Genomic DNA, 22,553 nt, shown 5'->3' on the forward strand with positions numbered 1-22,553 from the left:
GGGTCAGACCGGGCAGGTTAGACCGGGACTCCGGGCTGCCCCGCCGGGGCGGCGTCGGTGAGGGCCTTGGCGAGGCCGTCGTCGACCTGGGTGAAGCCGTCGGTGATGCCGCTGATCTTCTTCTGCAGGCCCTCCACGGCTTCGGTCATGGCCTTGCGCTTGTCGTTCCACTTGTGGGCGAAGTCCGTGACGTGGCCGCCGAGGCCGTCGTGGCCGGTGGCGGTGGCCACGTCGTCGCTGAAGTCGTCGGCGTTGGTGAATTCGGCCACGACGGCGTCCAGGTCGTCGCGCAGCTGATGCAACAGCTGCAGGTTGATGATGAGATCACTCACGATCGGTTCCCCCTTGTTCTCCGGCCGGGCCGGGCCACTCGCGACGGATGCGCGCTGGTCGGCTGCCTGTCCTGAACACTACCGAAGACCCCCGAACGGGTTCGATGGGCAGCGGTCCCCATCCGTCGCGTCGCGGTGGTGGAGCTTGTCGAAACCCGCCCAGCGACGAGAGATCGGCCCACGAGGTCTCGACAAGCTCGACCGACGAGGTGGTCGCGACCCATGAGGTGGTCGCGACCCACACGCTGATCGAGCCTGTCTAGATCCCGCCCAGCGACGCGAGGCCGACTCACGAGGTCTCGACAAGCTCGACCGACGAGGTGGTCGCGACCCATGAGGTGGTCGCGACCCACACGCTGATCGAGCCTGTCGAGATCCCGCGCAGCGACGAGAGATCGGCCCACGAGGTCTCGACAAGCTCGACCGACGAGGTGGTCGCGACCCATGAGGTGGTCGCGACCCATGAGGTGGTCGCGACCCACACGCTGATCGAGCCTGTCTAGATCCCGCCCAGCGACGCGAGGCCGACTCACGAGGTCTCGACAAGCTCGACCGACGAGGTGCTCGCGACCCATGAGGTGGTCGCGACCCACACGCTGATCGAGCCTGTCGAGATCCCGCGCAGCGACGAGAGATCGGCCCACGAGGTCTCGACAAGCTCGACCGACGAGGTGCTCGCGACCCGCGAGATAGTCGCGACCCACACGCTGATCGAGCCTGTCGAGATCCCGCGCAGCGACGAGAGATCGGCTCACGAGGTCTCGACAAGCTCGACCGACGAGGTGGTCGCGACCCGCGAGATAGTCGCGACCCACACGCTGATCGAGCCTGTCGAGATCCCGCCCAGCGACGAGAGATCGGCCCACGAGGTCTCGACAAGCTCGACCGACGAGGTGCTCGCGACCCATGAGGTGGTCGCGACCCACACGCTGATCGAGCCTGTCTACATCCCGCCCAGCGACGAGAGATCGGCCCACGAGGTCTCGACAAGCTCGACCGACGAGGTGGTCGCGACCCATGAGGTGGTCGCGACCCACACGCTGATCGAGCCTGTCGAGATCCCGCGCAGCGACGAGAGATCGGCCCACGAGGTCTCGACAAGCTCGACCGACGACGGGGTCGCGAACAGGCCGCATCACGCCAGGAGGGGGAGCTGCACCCGCACGAAGTTGCCCTTGGCGATGAGCACCCCACGGCCGGGTGGGAACTCGGAACGGTTGAGTCGGGGCAGCGCGGTCTTGAGCAGGATGTCGCCCTCCACCGATTCGGGCTGCAGCAGCAGGCCCCGGCGGGAGTTCTTGATCTCGCCGAACAGCGGCCAGGAGGAGCTCCATGCGCTGGTCTCGGCCTCGCCGAGCAGGAAGTGGTCACTGCGCTTGACCGCCCGGGTGAGCTCGAGGATCGGACCATCGGCGCTGGACTGCAGGAAGTCGCCCAGGCTCTCGACGAACACGGCGATGCGGCCCTCGGTGTCAGGGTCGGCCACGGCGGCGGCGAGGTCCTTCGCCAGCGCCGCGACGGCATCGACGGTGGTCGCGGCCTCGGTCCACAGGCCCAGCCGGGAGATCGGCGAGCGGGCGTTGCCGAAGTAGTACAGTCGCGCATCCGGTTCGAACCGTTTGAACGAGCGAGCGATCGACTCGATCGCGGTGCTGCGGCCGCTGGCGGGCGGGCCGGCCAGCAGCAGGGTGCCGCTGGGTTCGAAGCCGGCCGGGCCGAGGTCGACGTCGCCGAGACCGAGCACGACCCGCTCCCCCACGCGCGCCGGCAGCTGCTCCTGCGGGTACTCCTTGGGCAGCGAGCCGATGATGGGCGCTTCGGCCACGCCCGCACGGCGCATGGCCTCGGCCAGCCGCCGGGTGGCGTCCGACTGCGCCGACTGGGCGGAGAGGCCGCCGAGGATGGCGATCTGGGTTTCGAAGCCGTCCACGATGGCGCGGCCGGCCGGCGACTTCACGCTGAGAATGTCGCTGGGCACGTCGAGCATGCCGTACCCGTCGTCGGCGAGCCGCAACACGACCTTCCGTTGGATGGCGGAGGAGATCGACGCGGGCACGGCGCCGGCCCGGTCGGCGGTGAGGGCCACGTGCAGGCCGAGCTGGCGGCCGTCGGAGAGGATGTCCTTGAACACGTCGAACCACTGGGCGCGGCCCGCGGTGATCTCGAAGTCGTTGCGGAAGTTGGGGAACCCGTCGATGAGCAGCAGGATGCGCGGCTCGGTCGGCTGCCCGGCCAGCTGCCGGTACTCGCTGATGTTCGACGCGTTCGCCCCGGCGTAGAGCGCCTTGCGCCGGTCGAGTTCACCCTGCAGGGTGCGGAACAACCGCACGATCCGCTCGGTGTCGTCGCCCATGATGATGGAGCCCACGTGCTGCAGCTGCTCGAGCATGCGCAGGCTGCCGGCGCCGAAGTCGAGCCCGTAGACGTGCACGGGTCCGCCGCGCGGGGTGATCGCAGCGGCGCAGGCGAGGGTGCGCAGCACCGACGACTTGCCCGAGCCACCGGTGCCGAAGACGGAGAGGTGGCCGTCGATGTCGGGGCGGAAGTACGCGGAAACCTGTTGCTGCTGCTCGGCGACGTCGGAGACGCCGAGGAGGAGTTCGGCATCCGTGCGCTGCCGCAGCAGGCTGAGGTCGTAGGCGGCGGCGAGTTCGTCGAGCCACGGGCGGCGGGGCGCGGGGATGCCGGCGCCGGCGTTGGCCGCCACGATCGTGGTGACCAGGCGCTGCTGGTCGGTGGGGCCGAGGTCGCGGTCTTCGTCGACGTTCTCGGTGGAGCGGGGCTCCTCCCAGCGGCTCTCGGCGCCGAAGCGCAGCTCGTGCACGTCGATGCCGGCGCGTTCGGGTTCGCGGCTGGTCCACCCGCCGGCGTAGGCGGACTGGAACTGGGCGAGCCGGCCGGGGCCGGTCTTGGCGACTCCGCGGCCGGGGATGGCCGGGTCGAAGTGCGCGGAGTCCTTGGTGCCGATCACGTCGGTGCTGTCGGACTCGTCGGCCATCCGCAGCGCGATGCGCAGCGGGGTGTTGGCGCGCAGGTTGTCCTTGATCACGCCGGCGGGGCGCTGGGTGGCCATGATCAGGTGGATGCCCAGCGACCGGCCGCGCTGCGCGATGTCGACGACCCCGTCGACGAACTCGGGCACCTCGGTGGCCAGTGCCGCGAACTCGTCGATGACCAGCACCAGGGCGGGCGGGCTGTCGGGGTCGCCGCGCTTCTCCAGCTCGAGCAGGTCCTTGGCCTTCTTGCGGTTGAGCAGGTGTTCGCGGTGGTGCAGTTCGGCGCGGAGGCTCGTCAGCGCCCGGCGCACCAGGTGCGGGCTGAGGTCGGTGACCAGGCCCACGCAGTGCGGCAGGGTGACGCAGTCGGCGAACGCCGAGCCGCCCTTGTAGTCCACGAAGAGGAAGGTGACCCGGTCGGGGCTGTATTCGGCGGCCATGCCGAGCACCCAGGCCTGCAGGAACTCGCTCTTGCCGGCGCCGGTGGTGCCACCGACGAGTGCGTGCGGGCCCTGGGTGCGGAGGTCCAGGTGCATGGCGTCGACACCGGCGGAGCCGATGATGGCGCGCAGCTTGCCGGCCCGGCGGGGCTTGGGGGTGCCGCCGCTGCGGTCGTGGATGGAGGTGTTCTGCTGCCAGCGGTCGATGACCGCGGCGCTGGTCTCCACCATCTCGTGGCCGAGCAGGGTGACCAGGGACACCGTGCGGGGCAGGTCGCTGGCGTCGGCGACGAGCGCGCCGGCGTCGATGACCGGGGCCATCCGCTTGGCGAATTCGAGGGCGGTGGCCGAGTCGAGCTGTTCGGTGATGACGTTGTCGATGGTCTCGCCCAGGCGCACGAAGCCGACGGTGGCCAGGCCGGCCTCGTCGGCGAGGTGCAGGTAGGTGCGGCAGACGGCGGGCAGCGCCGCCACCGTCGGGCCGATCCAGATGGGATACACGCCGGCGTCGGCGGCGATCTCGGCGAGCTGCACGAGGCGGGCCCGGTCGATGGCCACGTCGTCGGAGATCAGCAGCACGATCGCGGGGATGGGCGACTTGGTGCCCTCGTCGGAACCCTTGCCGACCTCGCCGCCGCGTTCGAGCGCCGCATCCGTTTGCCCCATGGCGCCGCGACGCTTGGTCTTGGCCTGGGCGAGGCGGGCCTCGACGACGCCTTCGATGCCGGAGAGCACGGCACTGGCACTGGCGGCGCTGTCGGCGAGGTGGCTGCCCTCGAGCGGACTGTGCGGGGAGGAGGTGTGCGGCATCCACTTGAGCCACTCCAGCTCGCGCGACCAGCGCGGGGTGAGCAGCGACGCCACGACGAGTTCGGCCGGGGAGTGCAGCGCGGTGAGCTGCACGAGGATCGAGTTGATCGAGCCCATCGCCTGCACCGGCGAACCGGCGATGCCGAGCGCGCCGGAGTCGTAGAGGTTGTCGATCAGCGGCACACCGTCGAGGGTCTGGTTAGCCTCGACGACCTCGGTGAGCTTCTCCTGGAACTCGGGCAGCATGTCGCCGCGGCTGGAGTCCTTGATGGTGTTGCGGGAATTCATGGTGCCGATGCCCAGCCGCACGTTGAGGAACGACCAGTGCTCGGGCCGACGCGTCCAGAGCAGCGGGCCGCGGTTCATCGCGTGCTCGTGAGCCTCCTGCGTCGACGGGGATTCCTTGAGCCGCAGGTCGAACTCGGTGACCCGTTCCGTGGCCAGGCGTGCGGTGAGCACCTTGAGGCGGGATTCGAAGGTGGCGATGGCCTTGGCCAGCCGGCGCTTGTCGCGGGATTTGGTGGTGGCGAAGTTGCCGATCAGCATCACCGGGGAGAGCAGGCAGAAGAGCAGGCTGATTGGGCTCTTGGTGAACGCGAACATGGCGCCACCGAGCAGCAGCGGGGTGATCATCGCCAGCAGCGGGAACGGCTGCGGCTCTTTCTCCACCGGCACCTCCGGTGCGGTGAACTCCTGGCCGATGTAGCGCTTCTCCACCTTCGGCGAGCGGTTGAAGAAGATCGGGCCGGGCTTGGGCGCGGCCTCGGGGGCGGCGCCGGCGACCAGGCTGATCTCCACCTCGGAGTCGCCGAGCAGCAGGCGTTCGGTCTTGGCGATGCGCAGTCGGCCCACGATGCCGCCGTCGACGACCACACCGTTGGCGCTGCCGAGGTCGATGACCTCCACGGTCTCGCCGATCTCCAGGCGCGCGTGTTTCTTGGAGACCATGCTGTCGTTCAGCACGATGTCGCAGCCGGGGTCGCGGCCGAGCACGAGGCTGCCGGGTGCGAGCGGGAAGTCGGTGCCGGCATCCGGACCGGTGAGCACCCGCAGTTGCGCGACGGGCGGTTGGGTGAGCGTGGACGGTGCCTGGTAGAGCACGCCGGCGTCGGCCAGGCTCACGGATGCGCCGGAGCCGATCCAGGCCTCCCCCACCGGGCCGTCCGGCGGCAGGGTGAGCGGTGCGCTCTGCCCGGGCAACGTGGCGCGCAGGGTGAGGTACCGGTCGGCCGAGTGCACGGTCTGCGCATCCACCCGGCTGATGGTGCCGGCGATCTCGCTGATCGTGGCGGCGGCATCCGCGGTGACGATGATGTCGCTGGCGGCGCCGTTGGGGCGAACCAGGGTGAGCTTGAGGCGCATTCGGTCCCTATTTCAAGTTGCAGGCAGAGCTGTGCGGGGTGCGGTGGTGCGTCGGGTGCCGGGCGTTACTCGCCGCGGCGTTCCCAGGGCCAGAGGGGGCGGCCGTGTTCGCCGTAGTGCGAGGCGAGCAGGATCGAATAGCTGAGCGCCACGATGAACGCCAGCGCGCCCACGCTGAGCGCGAAGGGGCTGGCGAGCATGGACCAGGCGAAGATGAGCACGCCGAACGGGTCGCCGTTGCCGGCGGCCACGAGGATGGCGCCGGTGGCGATGAACAGGCCGTAAGCGGCGATGCCCGTGGCAACGGCAAACCCCACCACGACGCGTTGCTTGTCCGGTGGGGTGTTGACGCCGAGGAGGATCAGCATGAGCAGGACCAGCAGCACCGCGACGGCGGCCATGGTGGGGCCGACGAGCGGGCCGGCGGAGCGGTCAGCGATGACGTCGAGGTTGGTGGCCAGGCTGATCAGGCCGAAGCCGGCCACGAGCAGCGCGGCGTACAGCACCGTCGCGAAAACGGCGACGATGGTCGCGTACTTCTGATAATCGCGCATGTGCTCCCCCCGCACTGCCGGCGGTTAGGCCGGTCGTGCGAGCTGCGGTCCCTCGGCGAGCTGACGCTCGTACTCGGCCTTGGCGGCGGCATTCTTCGCGGTGACGCTGCGACCGCGGCGGGCGATCCAGGCGCCGAACCAGATCGGCACCTCGCGGGCCACGATGGCCGCGGCGATGGCGCCGGGGTTCAGCCACTGGGTGGTCACGAACCGGCCGGCCTCGGCGGGGGTGAGGTTCCACGCCTGCACGGCCAGCAGGGCGCCGCCGATGTAGGAGAAGTACACGACGACGGCCACGAGGAAGCCGCCGAGCACGTAGGCCCACCAGCCGGCGCGGTTGAGCACCGCCACCAGGAGGGCGAAGGCGAGGAAGAAGAAGATCACCGGAATGTAGAACACCGGCAGCACCAGGAAGTCGGTGAACCGGGCGGTGGCCTCGGCGACGGTGGGGGCGCTCGACGCGGAGATGACGAACGCGACGACGGCGTAGACCACGGCGAACACGGCGGTGGCGATCAGGCCGATGAGGATGCCCGCGGCGCGGTTGCCCGCGGTCTTGGGCGGCGTCGGAGCCGTGACGTACACCGGGGTGGGCGCGAACTGCTGGGTCGGCGTGTACTGCTCGGCGCTGGGCTGCTGGGCGCTCGGCTGCTGCACGAGCGGCTGGCCGGCCGCGGCGGGCGTGGGCACGTACGCGGGCGTGTAGTCCTTCTGCTGGGCGACGGCCTCGTCGCGAGCGACCTCGGCCGGGGTGGCCTCGGGCTCAGCGGTGAGGCGTTCGACCTTTTCGGTCGGCGCGTCGGAGTCGGCGGCGGTGTACGGGGCCGGCTCGTAGTCGATCGGCTCGCCGGGCACGTACGGGGCGGGCTCGGTCGCGGACGTCTCGGTCGCGGGCTCCACGTGGGGCTCGTTCACGGTCTCGTCGACGCTCTTGCTGGGGTCGGCCACGGTGGTGGGCTCTGGGGACTGGTCGTCATGGATGGGCGTGGTGGGCGCATCCGGGTTGTTGTTCTTGTTTCCCTCAGGGGGCGTCGTGTCGGTCATGCTGCACTCCTCGTGAGCCTCGTGGCCGTAGCTCTGTGCTGCAACTGTAGCAATCCGAGGTGCGAAGTCGACGGAAGCTCCGCGCGCGCGGCGGGGAAGTGACGCTGGACTTGGAGGCGTGAATGACGCCTGACCGGACTACCCGGCTGGCGTGGGTGCCTCAGCTGTTTGGGGCGTCACGAGCGCGTAGGTGAGGCCGGAGATGACCGCTGTCACTTCTCCCGTGCTCGCCTCCCCTTCGGGTACGTCCTTCGCCGTCGTGGTGAGTCCCGATACAAGAAAGAGACGCTGACCGGATTGGAGGCCATTGACGAAATTTAGGGTGTTTCCATATGGCCCGATCACCGTCACCGTCATCGCCAGAGACGCGAAGTTGTCTCCACTGATCTTCGCGTTCGTCACCGGAGGTACACCGGCCCTCGGCGCGACAGTATCAGTGGCGGTCGGGGCGGGCGTGGCGGGCGAGGTGGCCGAAACGGCGGAGGGGTCCACCACAGCGGCGGGGGCCTCAACGGAGGCGTACGGGGTGGCCTCCGCCACGGTGATGCCGTCCAGGCTTACCTGGGTGCTGGCGGCTAGAGCGTTGATCTGATCGATGAACTCGGGCATCATGCTTCCGTTGGGCACGGATGCGCTCAATGGTGCAAGCTCTGCTTTCAAGTCGCCGATTCCCGCGAAATCCTTCTTCAGCTGGTCGAGCACTGACGCCTGGCCCGCGTTCGACGCCTCTACGCTCATTCGTTGCGCGTTGGCCACGGCGGCCGCGGTGAGCTGCGGTTGGATTCCGAGCAATGCTCCTCCGACGAGTACTGCCACCATCACGATGATGGAGCCAATGGTCCACATCCGGTTCTTGTCCACGGTCACTTCTCCTCATCCGCGAAGCGATGTGCATACGCGGCGTCGTTCACGTGCATCGTGATTGTGGCTGTGTACACGCCACTCTCGGACCTGGTGACGGTGGCTGGGAGGGCATCCGCGTACCCGGGTAGCGTCGCCAATGAGTTCATCCAGGTCGGCACGTCTGGCAATGCCGAAGTCTTGGCCGTGAATGAGACGGTTGCGACGCGGTCCCCCTGCAGTGGTGCTGTCGACTGGGTGTACACGGCGAGCGGTGTGGCCGAATCGATAGCTACCGTGCTGATCGTCACGCTGGCGGGCAAGACCGCCTGCACGCCCTCTAGGTACTTCTTCCAGTCGATTTCGGTGGAAACCCCTACCTGCTGGGCCGCCGTCGCCAAGGCGACCTCGCCCTGCACGATCCTGACCTCGGCGTAGTCTGCCTGCTGTTTCGCGAGAACCACCGTGAGTGCCTGCTCAGTCTCAAGTTGGGACTGGGCGAGCATCGCCAGGGCGACCGACGCCCCCGTGGCTACGACGACGATCGCGATGGTTCCGATCACACCCAGCCCGAGGTGCCGACGGACGACTTTGGCCCTACGCTGCCGGTGCACTTCGGGCGGCAGCAGGTCGACCGCAGGCTCGCCTCCGATGACAAGCAGGTTGTTGTCTTTCGAGCGGCTCATGCTGCCCGCCCCAACGCCAAGCCCAGGGCAGCTGTAAACGCTGATGCATTGTGGCGTAAGTCCTCGAGCGTAAGCCCCTTTCCCAGAGCAATTGAGAGAAACGGGTCGGCCACCTCCACAGGAAGGCGGGTCATCTCAGCGAGGGCTTCTGGAAGCCCGCGGAGGTGGGCGCCGCCCCCGCTCAGGACAATCTGCTGGACAGTATCGATCGGGCGGGTGTTGACGAAGTAGCTGATGGTGTTGCGCAAGCTGGTTAGTTGCTCGCTCGCCACCTTGTAGATCACTTCGATTGATCTCTTGTCCTCGGCCGCAACGGTGCCTGTGGCCAGTCCCAGCCGTCGTTTAGTCTCCTCGGGGTGTTCTCCGCCCGTTTCAGCGGCAGCCTGCAAAGCCTGTGTGATGTCGTTGCCGCCCGTTGCGATGATTCGTACAAACTGCGGAACGCCGTCAATGGCAATGACAACGCTGGTGGTACTTCCACCGATGTCAATCAGGGCGACCGTGCCACCCACGCGCGGACGGGACAACAACACCCGGCTCAAAGCAAAAGGAATCAGGTCGACATCAACTGTCGTGAGGCCGGCAAGGTGGGTGCTTTCCACGTTTGCCATGACGGCTGACTTGACTGCCGCGATAAGCAGCCCCCTCACCATCGGTCCGTTCTCACCGTCGATTTCTGCAATCGGGTAGAAGTCGAGGAGCGCTTCAGCGACGGGGATGGGAAGCATCTCCTGGACCGCAAACGGCAAGGACTCCCGGATACGGGTGAGCGACATCTTGGGCACGCTGAGGTCGCGGGCGAGTACCCGCTGATTCCCCACGCCGAGCACTACGTTCTTGCTCTTGAACGAGCCCTCCGTCCACAACTGTCTGAGGGCGGCGGCGACCGTGTTGGGTTCGACGACTTCACCGTTGGTCACTGCCCCCTCGGGCAACGACACTTGGTGATAGCGCAGCAGGGTCGGCCGCGCCGTGCCCGGATCGGCCACCTCCACCCCCCGCAGAGTCGAGCTGCCCATGTCGATACCTACGACGCTGTGCGCCATGTGCCTGCTCCTTTGTTCACAATACTCATTGCTACGCCACTCCCAGTAAGGACAAATAGCCACTCCATATCGACGCCCCAAAAAAGACGCCAACCCAGGCCCCAACCAGCATCCAAGGACCGAAAGGGATACCGCTCTTGCGGTTCGCTCGGCGCGAGATTAGTAGTGCCAGGGCGAACGTTCCGCCGAGCAGGAACGCGGCAAAACCCCCGACTAGGAGTTGCCCCCAGCCCAAATAACCGAGAAAGAGGCCCAATAGACCGGCCAGCTTCACGTCGCCGAATCCCATGCCGCCGGGATACGACAGGGCCATGATGAGATAGGCGCCCCATAGAGCGCCCAGCCCAACGCCCGCCCGCAGCAAGGCATCAAAATCGCCACTCACCACGCAGGCCGTGCCAAGAAGGGCCAGTCCCACTACATACCCTGGCAGGACGATCGAATTGGGTAGCCGATGCACGTCAAGGTCAATGAGCCCCAGTGCGAGACTCACACAGGCAAGGTAGAGAAAGGCAACAAGCGTGAGTATCCCGACGAGCAGGCTCGCCTCCGTCCCGCTCAGCGCCCACGCAGTAATTGTTGCGAATGCGATTGCCGTGCCCAGTTCGACCAGCGGGTATCTCCTCGAGATGGCTGTCTTACATGCCCTACACCTCCCCCGGAGAAGAAGCCAAGACAGAACTGGCACATTGTCGACAGGCCTGATTGCCGAACCGCATTGTGGGCATGCGCTCGGAGGTGCGATCAGCGAGATCCCATTCGGCAGCCGGTAGACGACCACATTGAGAAACGACCCGAGAAGAAGTCCCAGCACGCCAAAGAGCACGATGAGGAGCCCGCTCAGACCAGCGTCAGCCACAGCGGTCACGGAATCACGCTCCCGTCGGCCTTGAAGGCTGTAGCAACATCGACGTACTGGGTCACGCCATAGGTAGTGGACGTTGGCGCCAGAAACTTAGGCGGCGCTGTCTCTTTCAGGCGCGTGTCGTAGTGATAGTTCTTCGTGTATCCGGTCGGGTTACTGCCCGATGTCCCTGCCGTACCGCGATAGGTCTGTGCGATTGCGCCGATGACAGTAAGCACGCCCCGCCGGCCGCCGAGTCCGGTGTCGTAGTTCTGCACCTGAAAGGTATGCCCGACTGACAAGATCGCGGCATCGATTTCGCGGTTTCCCGCGGGTGGCGCCCCGATGCTTGTCATCGGTGTGCAATCGTCACGGATCCCTCCGCTATACGAGCACGACGTCATGGGATTCCACACCCAGACTGCGTCCTGGCCGACAAGTCCCAACATGTCCGAAGCCGGGTCGACGTAGGTGATGTTACTGGTGGCATAGATGAACGTGTCGGCGGCGACCGTCACTGCCCCTTTGACTTGCCCTTGAACGAAAGCGTCACCCCGTTGGCACTGATAGGCCGGAAGCGCCGAGGTCGAGGTCGGCGGCACGACTTCACCGGTCAGCGGGTACTGAACCGTTCCGAATTTCCAGCCGGAGGTCGTACCGGATCCTGTGCACGAGAAGCCTGCCGGTGTACCCGTCCAGGAATTGGGATCGGTAGCGGCTGGAGGCACCGTCTGCACGAAAATGAGATTTTGATTTGGCACGGTCACCAGCGCCCCGGCGGTGGAATTCAGGTCGGCTAGGACTCCGCATTCGACGGGGTTCTGGCTGCCGATTCCTGTGGTGAGAGATGGCCGGGTGAACTTTGTCCATGGCGACACAACCCGCATTTGGCCGCTCGGTAGGAACGTAATCGTTGTCGGCCCGGTGTACATACACCCGGGGCGCGGAACGTCATCGGGTAGGTCCACTCGAGTCTCATTCGCCATTGCACCGTTCGTTGGCGGCAGGGTGAGGGGCGCGGAGTAGCTCGGTGCCGAGCCCACACCCCACGAGATCGGGTCTGAGCAGGTGTTCACGAACTTGGGGCTCAGTGTCGTGCTCGTCGAAACGCCCTCAGAAAAGTTCGAGCCGCAGATTCGAAGGCGGTCGTTGGAATGGACAGGGCCGTAGAAGAAGTCGTCAGTACCGAATTGAATCTCTGTGCAATGAGAGTTGTGCGGAGCGTAGGTAATCTGCGCTGTCGTACAGGTGGTGCTCCCGGTGATCTGCGGGTCGCTCAGTTCGTAGTCGGTGAAGTACAGAAAATCGATGAAGCCTTTCTGTTTAAGGTTGGCGACAATACTTCGAGTGACTTGGCCGACTTTTCCGGTCGATCGGATGCGCACGATGCCGGAGCTCGAATACTGAGAATTGTCGACCTCATAGCGGAAGGCAGCGCGGCCAGAAGTGCCGACAACCCCGCCCCATGTTCCCGAAACCCCAGTGCCGAAGGCTTCGTTCTCATCGCCGACGGCCGGCATGTCCACAGTCGCGGCGCTGCCCGTGGCAATCGTGAATGGCGCCGCCGGGTTTCCGAATCTTTGGTAAGTGCTATCGTTCGACAACCTGCTGCTGTACTCGTCGACACCCGCATACGCTGCCGAGAGGGCAGCGTTCCAGTCCTGGTCGTTGCGCGCCTTGACCATTCCTCGTGCCGAGAAGCTGAGCGCCATGGCCGCGAGCAGCAGCATGATGATGGAGAGTCCGACGACTGCAACCAGAGCTACGCCTTCGTCGTTTCCCCTCAATCGTGAGAGGAATCGGCTTCGTTGATCGGTCATGGGCGCACCACCAGGTTGGGAAGCGTGATGGTGTTCTCCACGAGAACCGGACCGGCGGACGGACCGCTCGTACCTTGCACGCGGACGGTGATTCGAATCGATCTGATCAGTGCCATGTCGGCATCTGACATGCTGCCGGTGGCCGGCGTTGCGATCGCGCCGCCGGCAAGGTTGAAATAGCTGAATAGTGGAGTCCCAGCCCCCGGAGCTATATAACGTGACCCTAGGTTGACACTCGAGTTGGCCGTAGTGGCGGGGGCCGCAAAGATCCAGGCCGCCCCTGATGCAGTCGCCGTCCACCGGCTCTCCACCAATGAACGCGTCGTCGCGTCGATCTCAAATTTCACGCGGGTCGGCTTCGATGGCAGGACTGTCACGCTCGCAGCGGCATTGACGTCCACGTTGCTGTAGAAGGTGACGCTCTCGCGGCCAGCCGCAACGAACGCCGGGCTCGGAGCCGATACACCGGCGACCTTGAGCGTAGTGGCGAATCTGAGTACTTGGCTGAGTTCGTTCGCCGCATTCGAGGCGACCCTGGTGCTTCCGTCCATGGACTGGCCCAACGACACTGACCTGGACATGCTTAGGTACAGCCCGGTCACCATCGCCATGATCAACCCGAGAAGCATCATGCTGACAAGGAGCTCAATGAGCGTAATACCCCGATCGGATTCGGCGGGCCGGGGCGCGTGCCTGATCCGCCTGAGTATCGCGGCTGGGTGGGCACTCATCGAGCGTCCAGTGCGAACAGGCCATCTGCTGGAGGGGACACAGACCGCCCAGTGGTGAGGAATGAAGTGATCCTAGAATTCGGAATCAACGTCAGCGTTCCGGTCGGGCTTGTACTGGTGTAAAGCTTCCACGAGCCGAAGGGCAAGGCGATTCGGACCGAACCCGAGGCTGACGGCACAATGCTGCCGAAGGAATAGGTCATCGTGGTCGTCGGGGATGACGCGCAAACGGGCTCGCCGGCAATGGGAACGTCGGGTTGTGAGACGGCCGTCAGGTAAGCGCTGGGCCCACCCGAAAGCACGACTGCCCCCATCGGAACGTAAATGTCAGCAGCCGCGCCTGGGTCAACTTGCCTAACCGGTTGCCGCACTCCGACCTTTGCCGGAGTCACCGTGGTATCCGGCGCCCAGGCCTCCGGGTCGACTGTCGGACACGCCGTCGCGGCGTATTTGCCGGCAATAGTCTGGTACCCAACCGGGTATGGATGCATCTTCACGCTGTTCGTGGGAGCCCGCATAACAAAGGCGCCGTAACTGTTGATGAAGCTGTAGTCGAGGTTCGTTGGGATCTTTGGCAGCGGCGTGGGTACGTTGAAGGCGGGGTGAACGTTGTAAGTGGCGGCCGCGTCGTACTGGAACGAGTAAGAGGTGGAGGATCCAGCCGCTACCGGTAGCGTGATCGCTGGATTGGCCGCCTGGGTGGAATCGACCATGCCCGTTCCCGTGAGCTTCACAGTGTAATCGTCCGGCGAGGCCTGGAGCACGAAACTACAGCCGTCGGCGTCTGTCGGCGTGGTAACCAAGGATCCCGTCGGGGAAACTGCGGTGAAGGTCACGCCTGGCTTGCCGAGTCCGCGGGAATCCTTCACCGAGATAAGCAGTGTGCCCTTGGCAGGATCGTTGATGCGGGAGCTGGGAGCTAGCAGCGTGTCACTGGTAACGGGATCCGCCGACCGCATCTTGGGCCAAGACACCGTGATCGTGATCCGCTTGTATTGCAGTGCACCGCCACCCGTTCCGCACGTTGTCGAGGAGCCGGCCGGCGTAACCCAGGCCGTGATGCGGGTCACCGTATAGGTTTCCGCTGCAGCGGTGGTGACGGTATGCGCCGCTACGTCAAGCACCGCGAAGGGGTCACCGATCGCACGAGCGCTATCGATCTCTGAAGCGGCTATACCAGCCGCGATTTCACGGGACTTGTTGTCTCTGGCTATTGTCAACGTGGAGATCATGGCGTAGCCGATGCCCAACGCGATGATCGAGAAGATCATCATGGCGACCATGATCTCGATGAGAGAGATCCCATCGTCGGCGTGTACGGAGCGCGTTCGTCCGGCATTCTGCATGCTGTGCACGCTGGCTCTCCTCCCGAATGGAACACTGCGACTGTGACCGAAGCTGCGCGGTTCTGCGCTGAATCGCAATCCATAAGGACCGGGTGGGGCGCCTTTGTGACGGCACCCCACCCGGATTGGCTAGATGGTTACGGGCACGTGGCAGCCGCTGGCGTGACTACTGGAGAGGTGGTCCCTGTGACCTTGACCCAGTGGCCGTTGGTCGCCTGCCCGATTATGCAGAAAGCGGTAGGGGGAGTACCACCGGAGGTGCTCAGGACTGGCGCAGTCGTGTAGTTTGTCGCGTTAGGCACAATGGTGCCGGCGATGGCTGCGAGGTTAGCCGGGAGGGCTTGTGTCGTCGAGGTGGTTTGGAAGGCGATGGCTGCCGTCTTCATGCTGTCGAATTCAGCCGTGACAGCGGAATCCTTCGCGCTGCTCTGCACGCCCAGATAGACCGGGACCGCGATGGCGGCGAGGATTCCGATAATGATCACCACAACCAGAAGCTCGATCAGAGTGAAACCCTTCTGGTTTTCGTCAGGGTTGGTTCGGCGGCGGTTGAGGGCGGCGAGGCTGCGAGAGAGCACGGTATTCCATTCGGATAGATGACAGTGAACTAGCGGTCGGACCCGCTCGGGCTCTCATGTTATTTGCAGGACATTCTCAGCCACGACCCAACTAAGAGGGGTATTTTATGCTGGCCAGCCCCCAATTCTGGGGGTCCAGAGCGGGCCACCGGCTACTACTTGATCGTTCCTGCGATGCTGAAAATCGGCATGTAGAGCGCAATCACCATTCCTCCGATCACGACACCGAGGAACGCGATCATCAACGGCTCTATTGCGGCCGTGAGTTGCTCAGTCGACGACTCCACCTCCTGGTCGTAAAAGTCAGCGATCTTCGTCAACATCGTTTCGAGCGAACCGGCGTCTTCACCCACCGCGATCATCTGAGTGACCATTGGTGGAAAGACGGGTTGCGAAAGGAGGGGCGCGGCGATCGACTGCCCCTGGCGCACCGATTCCGCCACCTTGACGAGGGCGCTCTCGATTACCCAGTTTCCCGAGGTCTCACCCACGATCTTCAGCGCTTGCAGAATGGGGACACCTGCACCGATCATGTTGGCGAAGTTGCGGCTGAATCGCGCCACAGCGATCTTTCTAAGCAGGCTGCCGAAGACCGGAATTTTCAGCTTTATCGGGTCGAGGGACATGCGAACGCGCTCGGTGTTCTTGTTCTTGCTCCACCAGACGCTGAAGACCACCACGACGACGACGAGGACAGGCACTACATAGATCATTGATTTCGACACGCTGACGAGAATCTGAGTCGGCAATGGGAGAGAGCTGCCCAGCCCTTTGAACATATCGTCGAAGATGGGGACGATGAAGATCAACATGATCAGAACGGATACGAGCGACATAACCAAAACGATCACGGGGTAGGTCAGGGCAGACTTGATCGTGCCGCGAAGTTTGACTTCCTTTTCGAAGTTGACCGCGATGGATTCCAACGCTCGATCCAGGAACCCACCGGTCTCACCGGCGCGAACCATGTTGATCATGATCGGCGGGAAGGACTCGCTGTGTTTGGCGAACGACTCGGAGATCGAGACCCCGGTCTCGACATCGTCGCGCACCTGGGCGAGAATTCTCGCCAGCGGCTTGCTCTCGGTCTGCTCGGCCAGGATGTTGAGGGTGCGCAGCAGCGACAGGCCGGAGCCGATCATGGTGGCCATCTGCCGGCTCATGATGGCCAGGTCCTTGAGACCGACTCCGCGGCTGAAGCCCGGGATCGTGATCTCGCGGTTGAGGCCGGTGCCCTCGGTCGACTCCGTGATGGAGATCGGCGAGATGCCCATGGTGCTGAGGCGGGTCGCAACGGCCCCCTCGCTCGGCGCATCCAGCTTGCCCTTGACCGTCTTGCCCTTGCTATCGCGGCCCGTGTAGACCCACGGCTGAACGGCTGACATCAACGCTGCGGAATGGAGTAGGTGTCGCCGTAGTCGACGCCACCGCTGCCCATGTTGTTCGACGGCGCATCCGTGGGAGACTCGGCGCGCTTGATGAGCTGGGTGAGACTCTCGGTGTCGTGCGCCTTATCCATCGCGGCCTGACGGGTGATCTGGCCGGAGTCGACGAGGTCGGCGAGGTGCTGGTCCATGGTGTGCATGCCCTCCGCACTGCCGGCCTGCATCATCGAGGTGATCTGGTGCGTCTTGCCCTCACGGATGAGGTTGGCGATGGCCGGCGTGGTGACCAAGATCTCGGTGGCCACGACGCGGCCCTTGTCGTTCGCCTTCTTGACCAGGGTCTGGCAGACCACACCGCGCAGGGTCGCTGCGAGCTGGGTGCGGATCTGGCCCTGCTGGTGCGGCGGGAAGACGTCGATCATGCGGTCGATGGTCTGGGCGGCGTCCTGGGTGTGCAGGGTGGCGAAGACGAGGTGGCCGGTCTCGGCCGCGGTCAGGGCCACGGAGATCGTCTCCAGGTCGCGGAGCTCGCCGATCAGGATGATGTCCGGGTCCTGGCGCAGCACGTGCTTGAGGGCGGCGGCGAAGCTGTGGGTGTCGTGGCCGACCTCCCGCTGGTTGACCAGCGACTTCTTGTGCTTGTGCAGAAACTCGATCGGGTCTTCCACGGTGACGATGTGGTCGGGCCGAGTGCTGTTGGCCAGATCGACCATGGCAGCCAGGGTGGTGGACTTGCCCGATCCGGTGGGGCCCGTGACCAGCACAAGACCACGCGGCAGCAGCGAGAAGCGGCCGACGGACTCGGGAACGCCGAGCTGCCGGAGCGGCTTGATCTCCCGCGGGATGAGGCGGAACGCCGCTCCGATGGAGTTGCGCTGGTGGTAGAAGTTCACCCGGAACCGGGCTCCGGCGGCGGTGTACGCGAAGTCGAGTTCGCGCTCCTCGTCGAAGCGCACCCGGTCACCGATCGAGATGATGCTGTACAGGGCCGCGTTGACCTTCTCCGGCATCCACACCGGCAACCCCTCGATGGGGCGCAGGGCGCCGTCCATGCGCATGGTCGGCGGAGCCCCCACCGTGATGTGCAGGTCCGAGGCCTCCATCTCCAGCACCAGGGTGAGGGCGTCGATGAGATCGGCGTCGGCCTGTCGGCCGTCGGGTCCGAAGTGCGGCGGGGCGGGAGTGCGCACCGCCGCGGCGGTCTCGGGCGCCTGCACCGGGATGGCGGCGCGCCGGCCGGTCGGCAGGTGCCGGGAGCCGGGCGCGTAGACGCGTTCCTCGGCCGTGGTGCTGAATTGGGGCGTGATCGGCACTGTGGCCGGCTCGGGATCGGAACTGGGCTCCGGGAGGCGCTCCAGCGCCGGCGGCCAGGTGGGCTCCGGGGCGTGGACCAGCGCCGGCGGCCAGGCCGGTTCGGGCAGCACTGCGGTTGCCGGCTGGTGGTCGGCAGGGGTGATCGGCGGTTGGTACGCGGGCGGCGCGGGTGCCGTGCCCAGCACCAGGGCGTCGAAGGGCACCGTCGGAGGATTCTCCCGGGCGCTGCGGGCGGGAGGAAGGTCGGTGGCGGCGGTGCCCGACGGCGGCGCATCCGTCACAGCCTGGTCGCCGGCGGCCGTAGCTGCCGCTTCGTCGTCGGCGGCGATCGCGTCCCACCACGACACATTCGCGCCGGGTTCGATGGGCGGAATCTCGTAAATTGGCTTGTCCATGCTGTTCTCCTTCGGCATGCGCGAGCGCTATGCGACGACTCGTAGAATCTCTTCGATTGAGGTCAGGCCCATCCGGACCTTCTCCCACCCGTCTTCGCGGAGGGTGATCATGCCTTCCGCCCGGGCGGCCCGGCCGATGTCCGCGCTCGAGGCGCGGTCCACAGCGAGACGCTCAATGGTTTCGGACACCGTCATGACCTCGTGCACAGCGATGCGCCCGCGGTAGCCGGTCTTCGAACAGTTCTGGCACCCGATCGGTTGATAGAGCACGGGCGGCGGCCGTGTCGGGTCGACCCCGAAGTGCAGGGCGGCGAGGTGCTCCGGTGTGTGCTCGACGGGCTGCTTGCAACGGTCGCACAAGCGGCGGGCGAGCCGTTGGGCAACCACGCAGTCGAGCGCGGAGCCCACCAGGAAGGGTTCGATGCCCATCTCGGTGAGCCGGGTGATGGCGCTCGGGGCGTCGTTCGTGTGCAGGGTTGACAGCACGAGGTGGCCGGTGAGCGAGGCCTCGATGGCGATCTGCGCGGTCTCGTGGTCGCGGATCTCACCCAGCAGCACCACATCCGGGTCGCTGCGCAGAATCGAGCGCAGCGCGCTGGCGAAGGTGAGGCCGGCCTTGACGTTCACCTGCACCTGGTTGATGTCTTTCATGCGGTACTCCACCGGGTCTTCGACCGTGATCACGTTGATCTCGGGCCGCGCCACGGAGTGGAGGGTGGTGTACAGCGTGGTGGACTTGCCGGACCCGGTGGGGCCGGTGACCAGGATCATGCCGTACGGCTTGGTGTACGACTTCTGGTACGCCGCGTAATTGTGGTCGAGCAGGTTGAGGTCGTGCAGGCTCATGGTGGTGCTGGAGTTGTCGAGGATTCGCATGACGATCTTCTCGCCCCAGACCGTGGGGAGGGTCGCCACGCGCAGGTCGATCTGACGGCCGGCGTGACTGACCGACATGCGGCCATCCTTCGGTTTGCGTCGCTCGGCGATATCGATATCGCTCATGATCTTGAGCCTGGAGATCACACCGTTCTGGATGCTCTTGGGCGCCTGCTGCATCTCGTGCAGCACGCCGTCGATGCGGTAACGCACCCGCAGGCTGTGCTCACCGGGCTCGATGTGAATATCGGATGCCTTGTCCTGGATGGCCTGGCTCACCAGCAGGTTCACGAACCGCACGATGGGCGCGTCGTCGTCCTGCGAGTCGGACACCCCGAACGCCGTGCTCTCGACGGGGGCCTGCTCCTCCTCCATGGTGGTGGTGAGGTTGCTCAGCTCGTCGTCGGCCCGGTGATAGCGGGCGATGGCGGCGAGCAGGTCATTGCGCTCCGCGACCACGGGGATGATGCGCATGTGCGCGGCCTCGCGCACGTCGTCGATCGCGAAGACGTTGCCCGGGTCGACCATCGCGACGACGAGGCGTCCGGCCTCGATGGTGATCGGCAGTACCAGGTGGCGTTTGGACATCGCGGCGGTGACGAGCGAAACGGCCAGGCGGTCGACCGGGTACTCCATGAGCTCCACAAACGGGAGACCGGCCTGATCGGCCTTCGCCTTCGCGAACTGGATCTCCGTGATGACGCCGGAGTCGACCAGCGCGCGGACCGCGGCTTCGTCGGCGGGGTCGCCCGCCATGAGCTTGTCGAGGTGCTCGATCGGCAACAGGCCGTGCAGGATCAGGATTTCCGTCAGGGTGGCCATACGACCCTCCCCCTAACGAACGTGCTGCTGCGAAAAGCTCGAGATGAGTGGCCGAGTCGGCCGACCGTGCCCGAGGTGTCTCTGGTGACAGCTCACGTTATCGCCGCCCGTCGCGCCCCCGACAGTCCCGCAACAGGGGGTGGTTGGGGCGCGCCAGCGGTGGGTACACCCCTGGGCCCGCCCGCGTCCGCACTCGGTGGTCGAGCTTGTCGAGGCCCCGCACGTCGCTCTTCGGACTCGCGCGCGTGAACGAACGGCCTACGAACGGATGACGCGCTGAGCGCGCACGTCACCAGGTCTCGACAAGCTCGACCGACGTGGGGGCACGACCCGCGCGCACGTCACCAGGTCTCGACAAGCTCGACCGATGTGGGGGCACGACCCGCGCGCACGTCACCAGGTCTCGACAAGCTCGACCGACCTGGGGGGCGACCCACAGGCACGTCACCGGGTCTCGACAAGCTCGACCGACGTGGGGGGGCAAGACCCGCGCGCACGTCACCGGGTCTCGACAAGCTCGACCGACGTGGGGGGCGACCCACAGGCACGTCACCGGGTCTCGACTAGCTCGACCGACGTGGGGGCACGACCCACGGGGACGTCACCGGGTCTCGACTAGCTCGACCGACGTCGGGGCGGGGGTACCAGGTCAGGTGCCGGCCCAGAGGGTGTTGATGATGTCGTGGGTGTAGCCGTCGGGGCCGGCGTTCGTGTAGCGGGTGGCGAGCCAGACGCCGCCGCGGAGGAAGTGCGACTCCCCCACCAGCAGCCCTCCGGTCTCGCTCTCGGTGAGGCAGCGCAGCCCGCCGAGCTCCTCGTAGCATCCGTAACCCAGCTCGGCCAGCCGTTCGGTGACGGTTGTGGTCTGCTCCGGGCTCAGCCACACCACGCTCGTGTCGACGCCGCTGCCCGATGGCCCGGCCGGGCTGGCCCACCGGCAGGTGAGGTGCTCGGAGGAGGTGATCACGGCCACCAGCTCTGGGTCGTAGGCGCCGTCGCCCACGTCGGCGCCGGGTTGGGTGGTCCACTTGGGGTTGAGCACGAGGTCGCCGAACGCCTGCTTCATGGCGGGGCTGTAGATTTCGGCGCAGGAGCTCGGCTGCGGCGTGCCCGGCGCGACGACGGCGGTGGGTGAGGTGACGGGCTCGGGGGCGGGCGACTCCGTCGGGGCGGGCCGGGCACCCGCGTCAAGACCGGGGGTGTTCGCCGGCCGTGGCAGGTTGACTACGTAGATCGCCGCGAACACGACGAACACCGTGACGATGCCGCCCAGGATGAGCAGCACCCAGGTTCGGCCCGGGGTGATGGTGGGCGTTGCGTGCGACGGCATCCGGCCTCCCTGTGCGCCTCGCGGAGGATTTTGCGCACAGCATAGCCCGGCCGGGGCAGAGGAGGCTGGTGGTTAGGCGCCGGCCCAGATCGTGCTGACCATGTCGAGGGTGTAGCCATCCGGTCCGGTGCTCACGTAATGCGTGGCCAGCCAGATGCCGTCGCGCAGAAAGTGCGACTCGCCCGCGTAACCATCGGCGTCCTTGGCGGTTTCGATGACACAGCGGATGCCGCCAGCCTCTTCGTAGCAGTTCTGGCCGAGGGCGTTGAGCCGCTGGTGCACCGCCTCGGACTGCGCGGCGGTTACGAACACCACGTTGGTGGTGAGACCGCTGCCGGACCCGCCCTCCTCAGCACCCCAGACGCAGGTGAGGTGCTCGGCGCCCTCGATGACCGTGGTGAGCTGTGCATCCGTGGTGCCCACCTGGGCGGGCAGGGCAGGGTCAGTGGCCCACTCGGGGTTGAGGGTGCGGGTTTGACTGAAGGTCGACAGCATGCCGGGGCTGTAGATCGACTCGCAGGTGGTGGGATGCGGGCCGGCCGGCGCGCTGGGTGTGGGAGTGGCGCTGGCCACGGCGAGCGGCTCGGCCGAGGTGGTGGGGGTGGGGCGGGTGTCCTCCGCCGCGTTACCGCCGGGGGTGCCGGCCCCGCCGCGCCAGACCACGAGCACCACGATGAGCACCACCACCAGCAGTACCCCCACCGCGCCCAGCGCGAACCAAAGCGGACGCCGGGACGGCGACCCGGTCGGCAACGTTGCAGCACCCATGCGGTGATCCCCCTCGAAGAATTTCCCCCAGCCTAGCGGCCGAGCTGGACTGCCCAGGTTGCCCTCGCCCCAGCTCTCGGGAGGCATGGGAGGTAGCGGAAGGTAGGGGCGCGTGCGCCCGGGTGGGAGGCGGGCGAGCGGATGCGATTGCGCGATGGTGCGGCGTGGAGCATTATGTCTCTGAGCCGCCGTGTGTTCATGACTCCTAGTTGCGCGACCTAGTCCGCACTGTCT

18 protein-coding genes and 1 pseudogene are annotated in these 22,553 nt (G+C 66.1%); 1 reads left to right on the top strand and 18 read right to left on the bottom strand.

From position 1 onward, the window contains the following. Positions 1 to 17: 17 nt before the first annotated feature. On the bottom strand, positions 18 to 332 hold the full coding sequence (locus PA27867_RS15130) for a hypothetical protein (RefSeq protein WP_066597716.1): 315 nt from the start codon (positions 330 to 332) through the stop codon (positions 18 to 20). A 320-nt stretch (positions 333 to 652) separates the two neighbouring features. Here PA27867_RS15130 and PA27867_RS15135 point away from each other — a divergent pair, with 320 nt between their 5' ends. Continuing rightward, entirely contained in the window at positions 653 to 835 is a 183-nt protein-coding gene (locus tag PA27867_RS15135; protein ID WP_066597718.1) for a hypothetical protein, read from the top strand. 632 nt (positions 836 to 1,467) lie between these two features. On the opposite strand, the gene PA27867_RS15140 is transcribed toward PA27867_RS15135, so the two are convergent. The 17 genes and pseudogenes from PA27867_RS15140 to PA27867_RS15215 form a co-directional block, all read right to left on the bottom strand. Then, positions 1,468 to 5,940, bottom strand: a complete 4,473-nt coding sequence (locus tag PA27867_RS15140; RefSeq protein WP_066597720.1) for an FtsK/SpoIIIE domain-containing protein — start codon at positions 5,938 to 5,940, stop codon at positions 1,468 to 1,470. Positions 5,941 to 6,005: 65 nt separating this feature from the next. After that, on the bottom strand, positions 6,006 to 6,494 hold the full coding sequence (locus PA27867_RS15145) for a DUF6121 family protein (protein WP_066597722.1): 489 nt from the start codon (positions 6,492 to 6,494) through the stop codon (positions 6,006 to 6,008). A 24-nt stretch (positions 6,495 to 6,518) separates the two neighbouring features. Then, the gene (locus PA27867_RS15150) at positions 6,519 to 7,538 is read right to left on the bottom strand and encodes a hypothetical protein (protein WP_066597724.1); all 1,020 of its coding nucleotides are present in this window, start codon (positions 7,536 to 7,538) and stop codon (positions 6,519 to 6,521) included. A 138-nt stretch (positions 7,539 to 7,676) separates the two neighbouring features. Continuing rightward, positions 7,677 to 8,405, bottom strand: a complete 729-nt coding sequence (locus tag PA27867_RS15155; RefSeq protein ID WP_157109253.1) for a hypothetical protein — start codon at positions 8,403 to 8,405, stop codon at positions 7,677 to 7,679. Beyond that, positions 8,402 to 9,064, bottom strand: coding sequence for a hypothetical protein (locus PA27867_RS15160; protein WP_066597727.1), 663 nt, complete (start codon positions 9,062 to 9,064; stop codon positions 8,402 to 8,404). Before PA27867_RS15160 ends, PA27867_RS15155 begins: the two co-directional genes overlap by 4 nt. Beyond that, positions 9,061 to 10,110 (bottom strand): type IV pilus assembly protein PilM, encoded by a 1,050-nt coding sequence (gene pilM / locus PA27867_RS15165; RefSeq protein WP_066597730.1) that lies wholly within the window; start codon positions 10,108 to 10,110, stop codon positions 9,061 to 9,063. The genes PA27867_RS15160 and pilM overlap by 4 nt, the downstream gene beginning before the upstream one ends. Positions 10,111 to 10,141: 31 nt before the next feature. Beyond that, the gene (locus tag PA27867_RS15170; protein ID WP_236900728.1) at positions 10,142 to 10,978 is read right to left on the bottom strand and encodes a prepilin peptidase; all 837 of its coding nucleotides are present in this window, start codon (positions 10,976 to 10,978) and stop codon (positions 10,142 to 10,144) included. Continuing rightward, on the bottom strand, positions 10,975 to 12,774 hold the full coding sequence (locus PA27867_RS15175; protein WP_066597732.1) for a hypothetical protein: 1,800 nt from the start codon (positions 12,772 to 12,774) through the stop codon (positions 10,975 to 10,977). Before PA27867_RS15175 ends, PA27867_RS15170 begins: the two co-directional genes overlap by 4 nt. Further along, the gene (locus PA27867_RS15180) at positions 12,771 to 13,325 is read right to left on the bottom strand and encodes a hypothetical protein (protein WP_236900729.1); all 555 of its coding nucleotides are present in this window, start codon (positions 13,323 to 13,325) and stop codon (positions 12,771 to 12,773) included. Before PA27867_RS15180 ends, PA27867_RS15175 begins: the two co-directional genes overlap by 4 nt. A gap of 54 nt (positions 13,326 to 13,379) precedes the next feature. After that, a pseudogene (locus PA27867_RS21395) lies at positions 13,380 to 13,505 on the bottom strand (prepilin-type N-terminal cleavage/methylation domain-containing protein); the annotation flags it as partial. Then, entirely contained in the window at positions 13,502 to 14,851 is a 1,350-nt protein-coding gene (locus PA27867_RS15185; protein WP_236900924.1) for a type IV pilus modification PilV family protein, read from the bottom strand. The pseudogene PA27867_RS21395 and the gene PA27867_RS15185, both read right to left, overlap by 4 nt. A gap of 137 nt (positions 14,852 to 14,988) precedes the next feature. After that, a complete protein-coding gene (locus PA27867_RS21340) occupies positions 14,989 to 15,429 on the bottom strand; it encodes a type II secretion system protein (protein ID WP_066597738.1) in 441 nt (146 codons plus the stop codon). A gap of 155 nt (positions 15,430 to 15,584) precedes the next feature. Beyond that, positions 15,585 to 16,814 carry a type II secretion system F family protein gene (locus tag PA27867_RS15195; protein WP_157109254.1) on the bottom strand — a complete coding sequence of 410 codons (1,230 nt, stop codon included), beginning with the start codon at positions 16,812 to 16,814 and terminating at the stop codon, positions 15,585 to 15,587. Further along, positions 16,814 to 18,523, bottom strand: coding sequence for a type IV pilus twitching motility protein PilT (locus PA27867_RS20780; RefSeq protein ID WP_084021217.1), 1,710 nt, complete (start codon positions 18,521 to 18,523; stop codon positions 16,814 to 16,816). The genes PA27867_RS15195 and PA27867_RS20780 overlap by 1 nt, the downstream gene beginning before the upstream one ends. Positions 18,524 to 18,550: 27 nt before the next feature. After that, positions 18,551 to 20,221, bottom strand: a complete 1,671-nt coding sequence (locus tag PA27867_RS15205) for a GspE/PulE family protein (RefSeq protein WP_066597740.1) — start codon at positions 20,219 to 20,221, stop codon at positions 18,551 to 18,553. Between the two features lie 649 nt (positions 20,222 to 20,870). After that, a complete protein-coding gene (locus PA27867_RS15210; RefSeq protein ID WP_066597742.1) occupies positions 20,871 to 21,551 on the bottom strand; it encodes a hypothetical protein in 681 nt (226 codons plus the stop codon). A gap of 72 nt (positions 21,552 to 21,623) precedes the next feature. Further along, positions 21,624 to 22,319: a hypothetical protein gene (locus tag PA27867_RS15215; protein ID WP_157109255.1), complete on the bottom strand. Its 696-nt coding sequence runs from the start codon at positions 22,317 to 22,319 to the stop codon at positions 21,624 to 21,626. Between the last annotated feature and the right edge of the window lie 234 nt (positions 22,320 to 22,553).

The sequence above is a fragment of the Cryobacterium arcticum genome (genome assembly GCF_001679725.1).
In the GTDB taxonomy this organism is placed as follows: Bacteria; Actinomycetota; Actinomycetes; order Actinomycetales; family Microbacteriaceae; genus Cryobacterium; species Cryobacterium arcticum_A.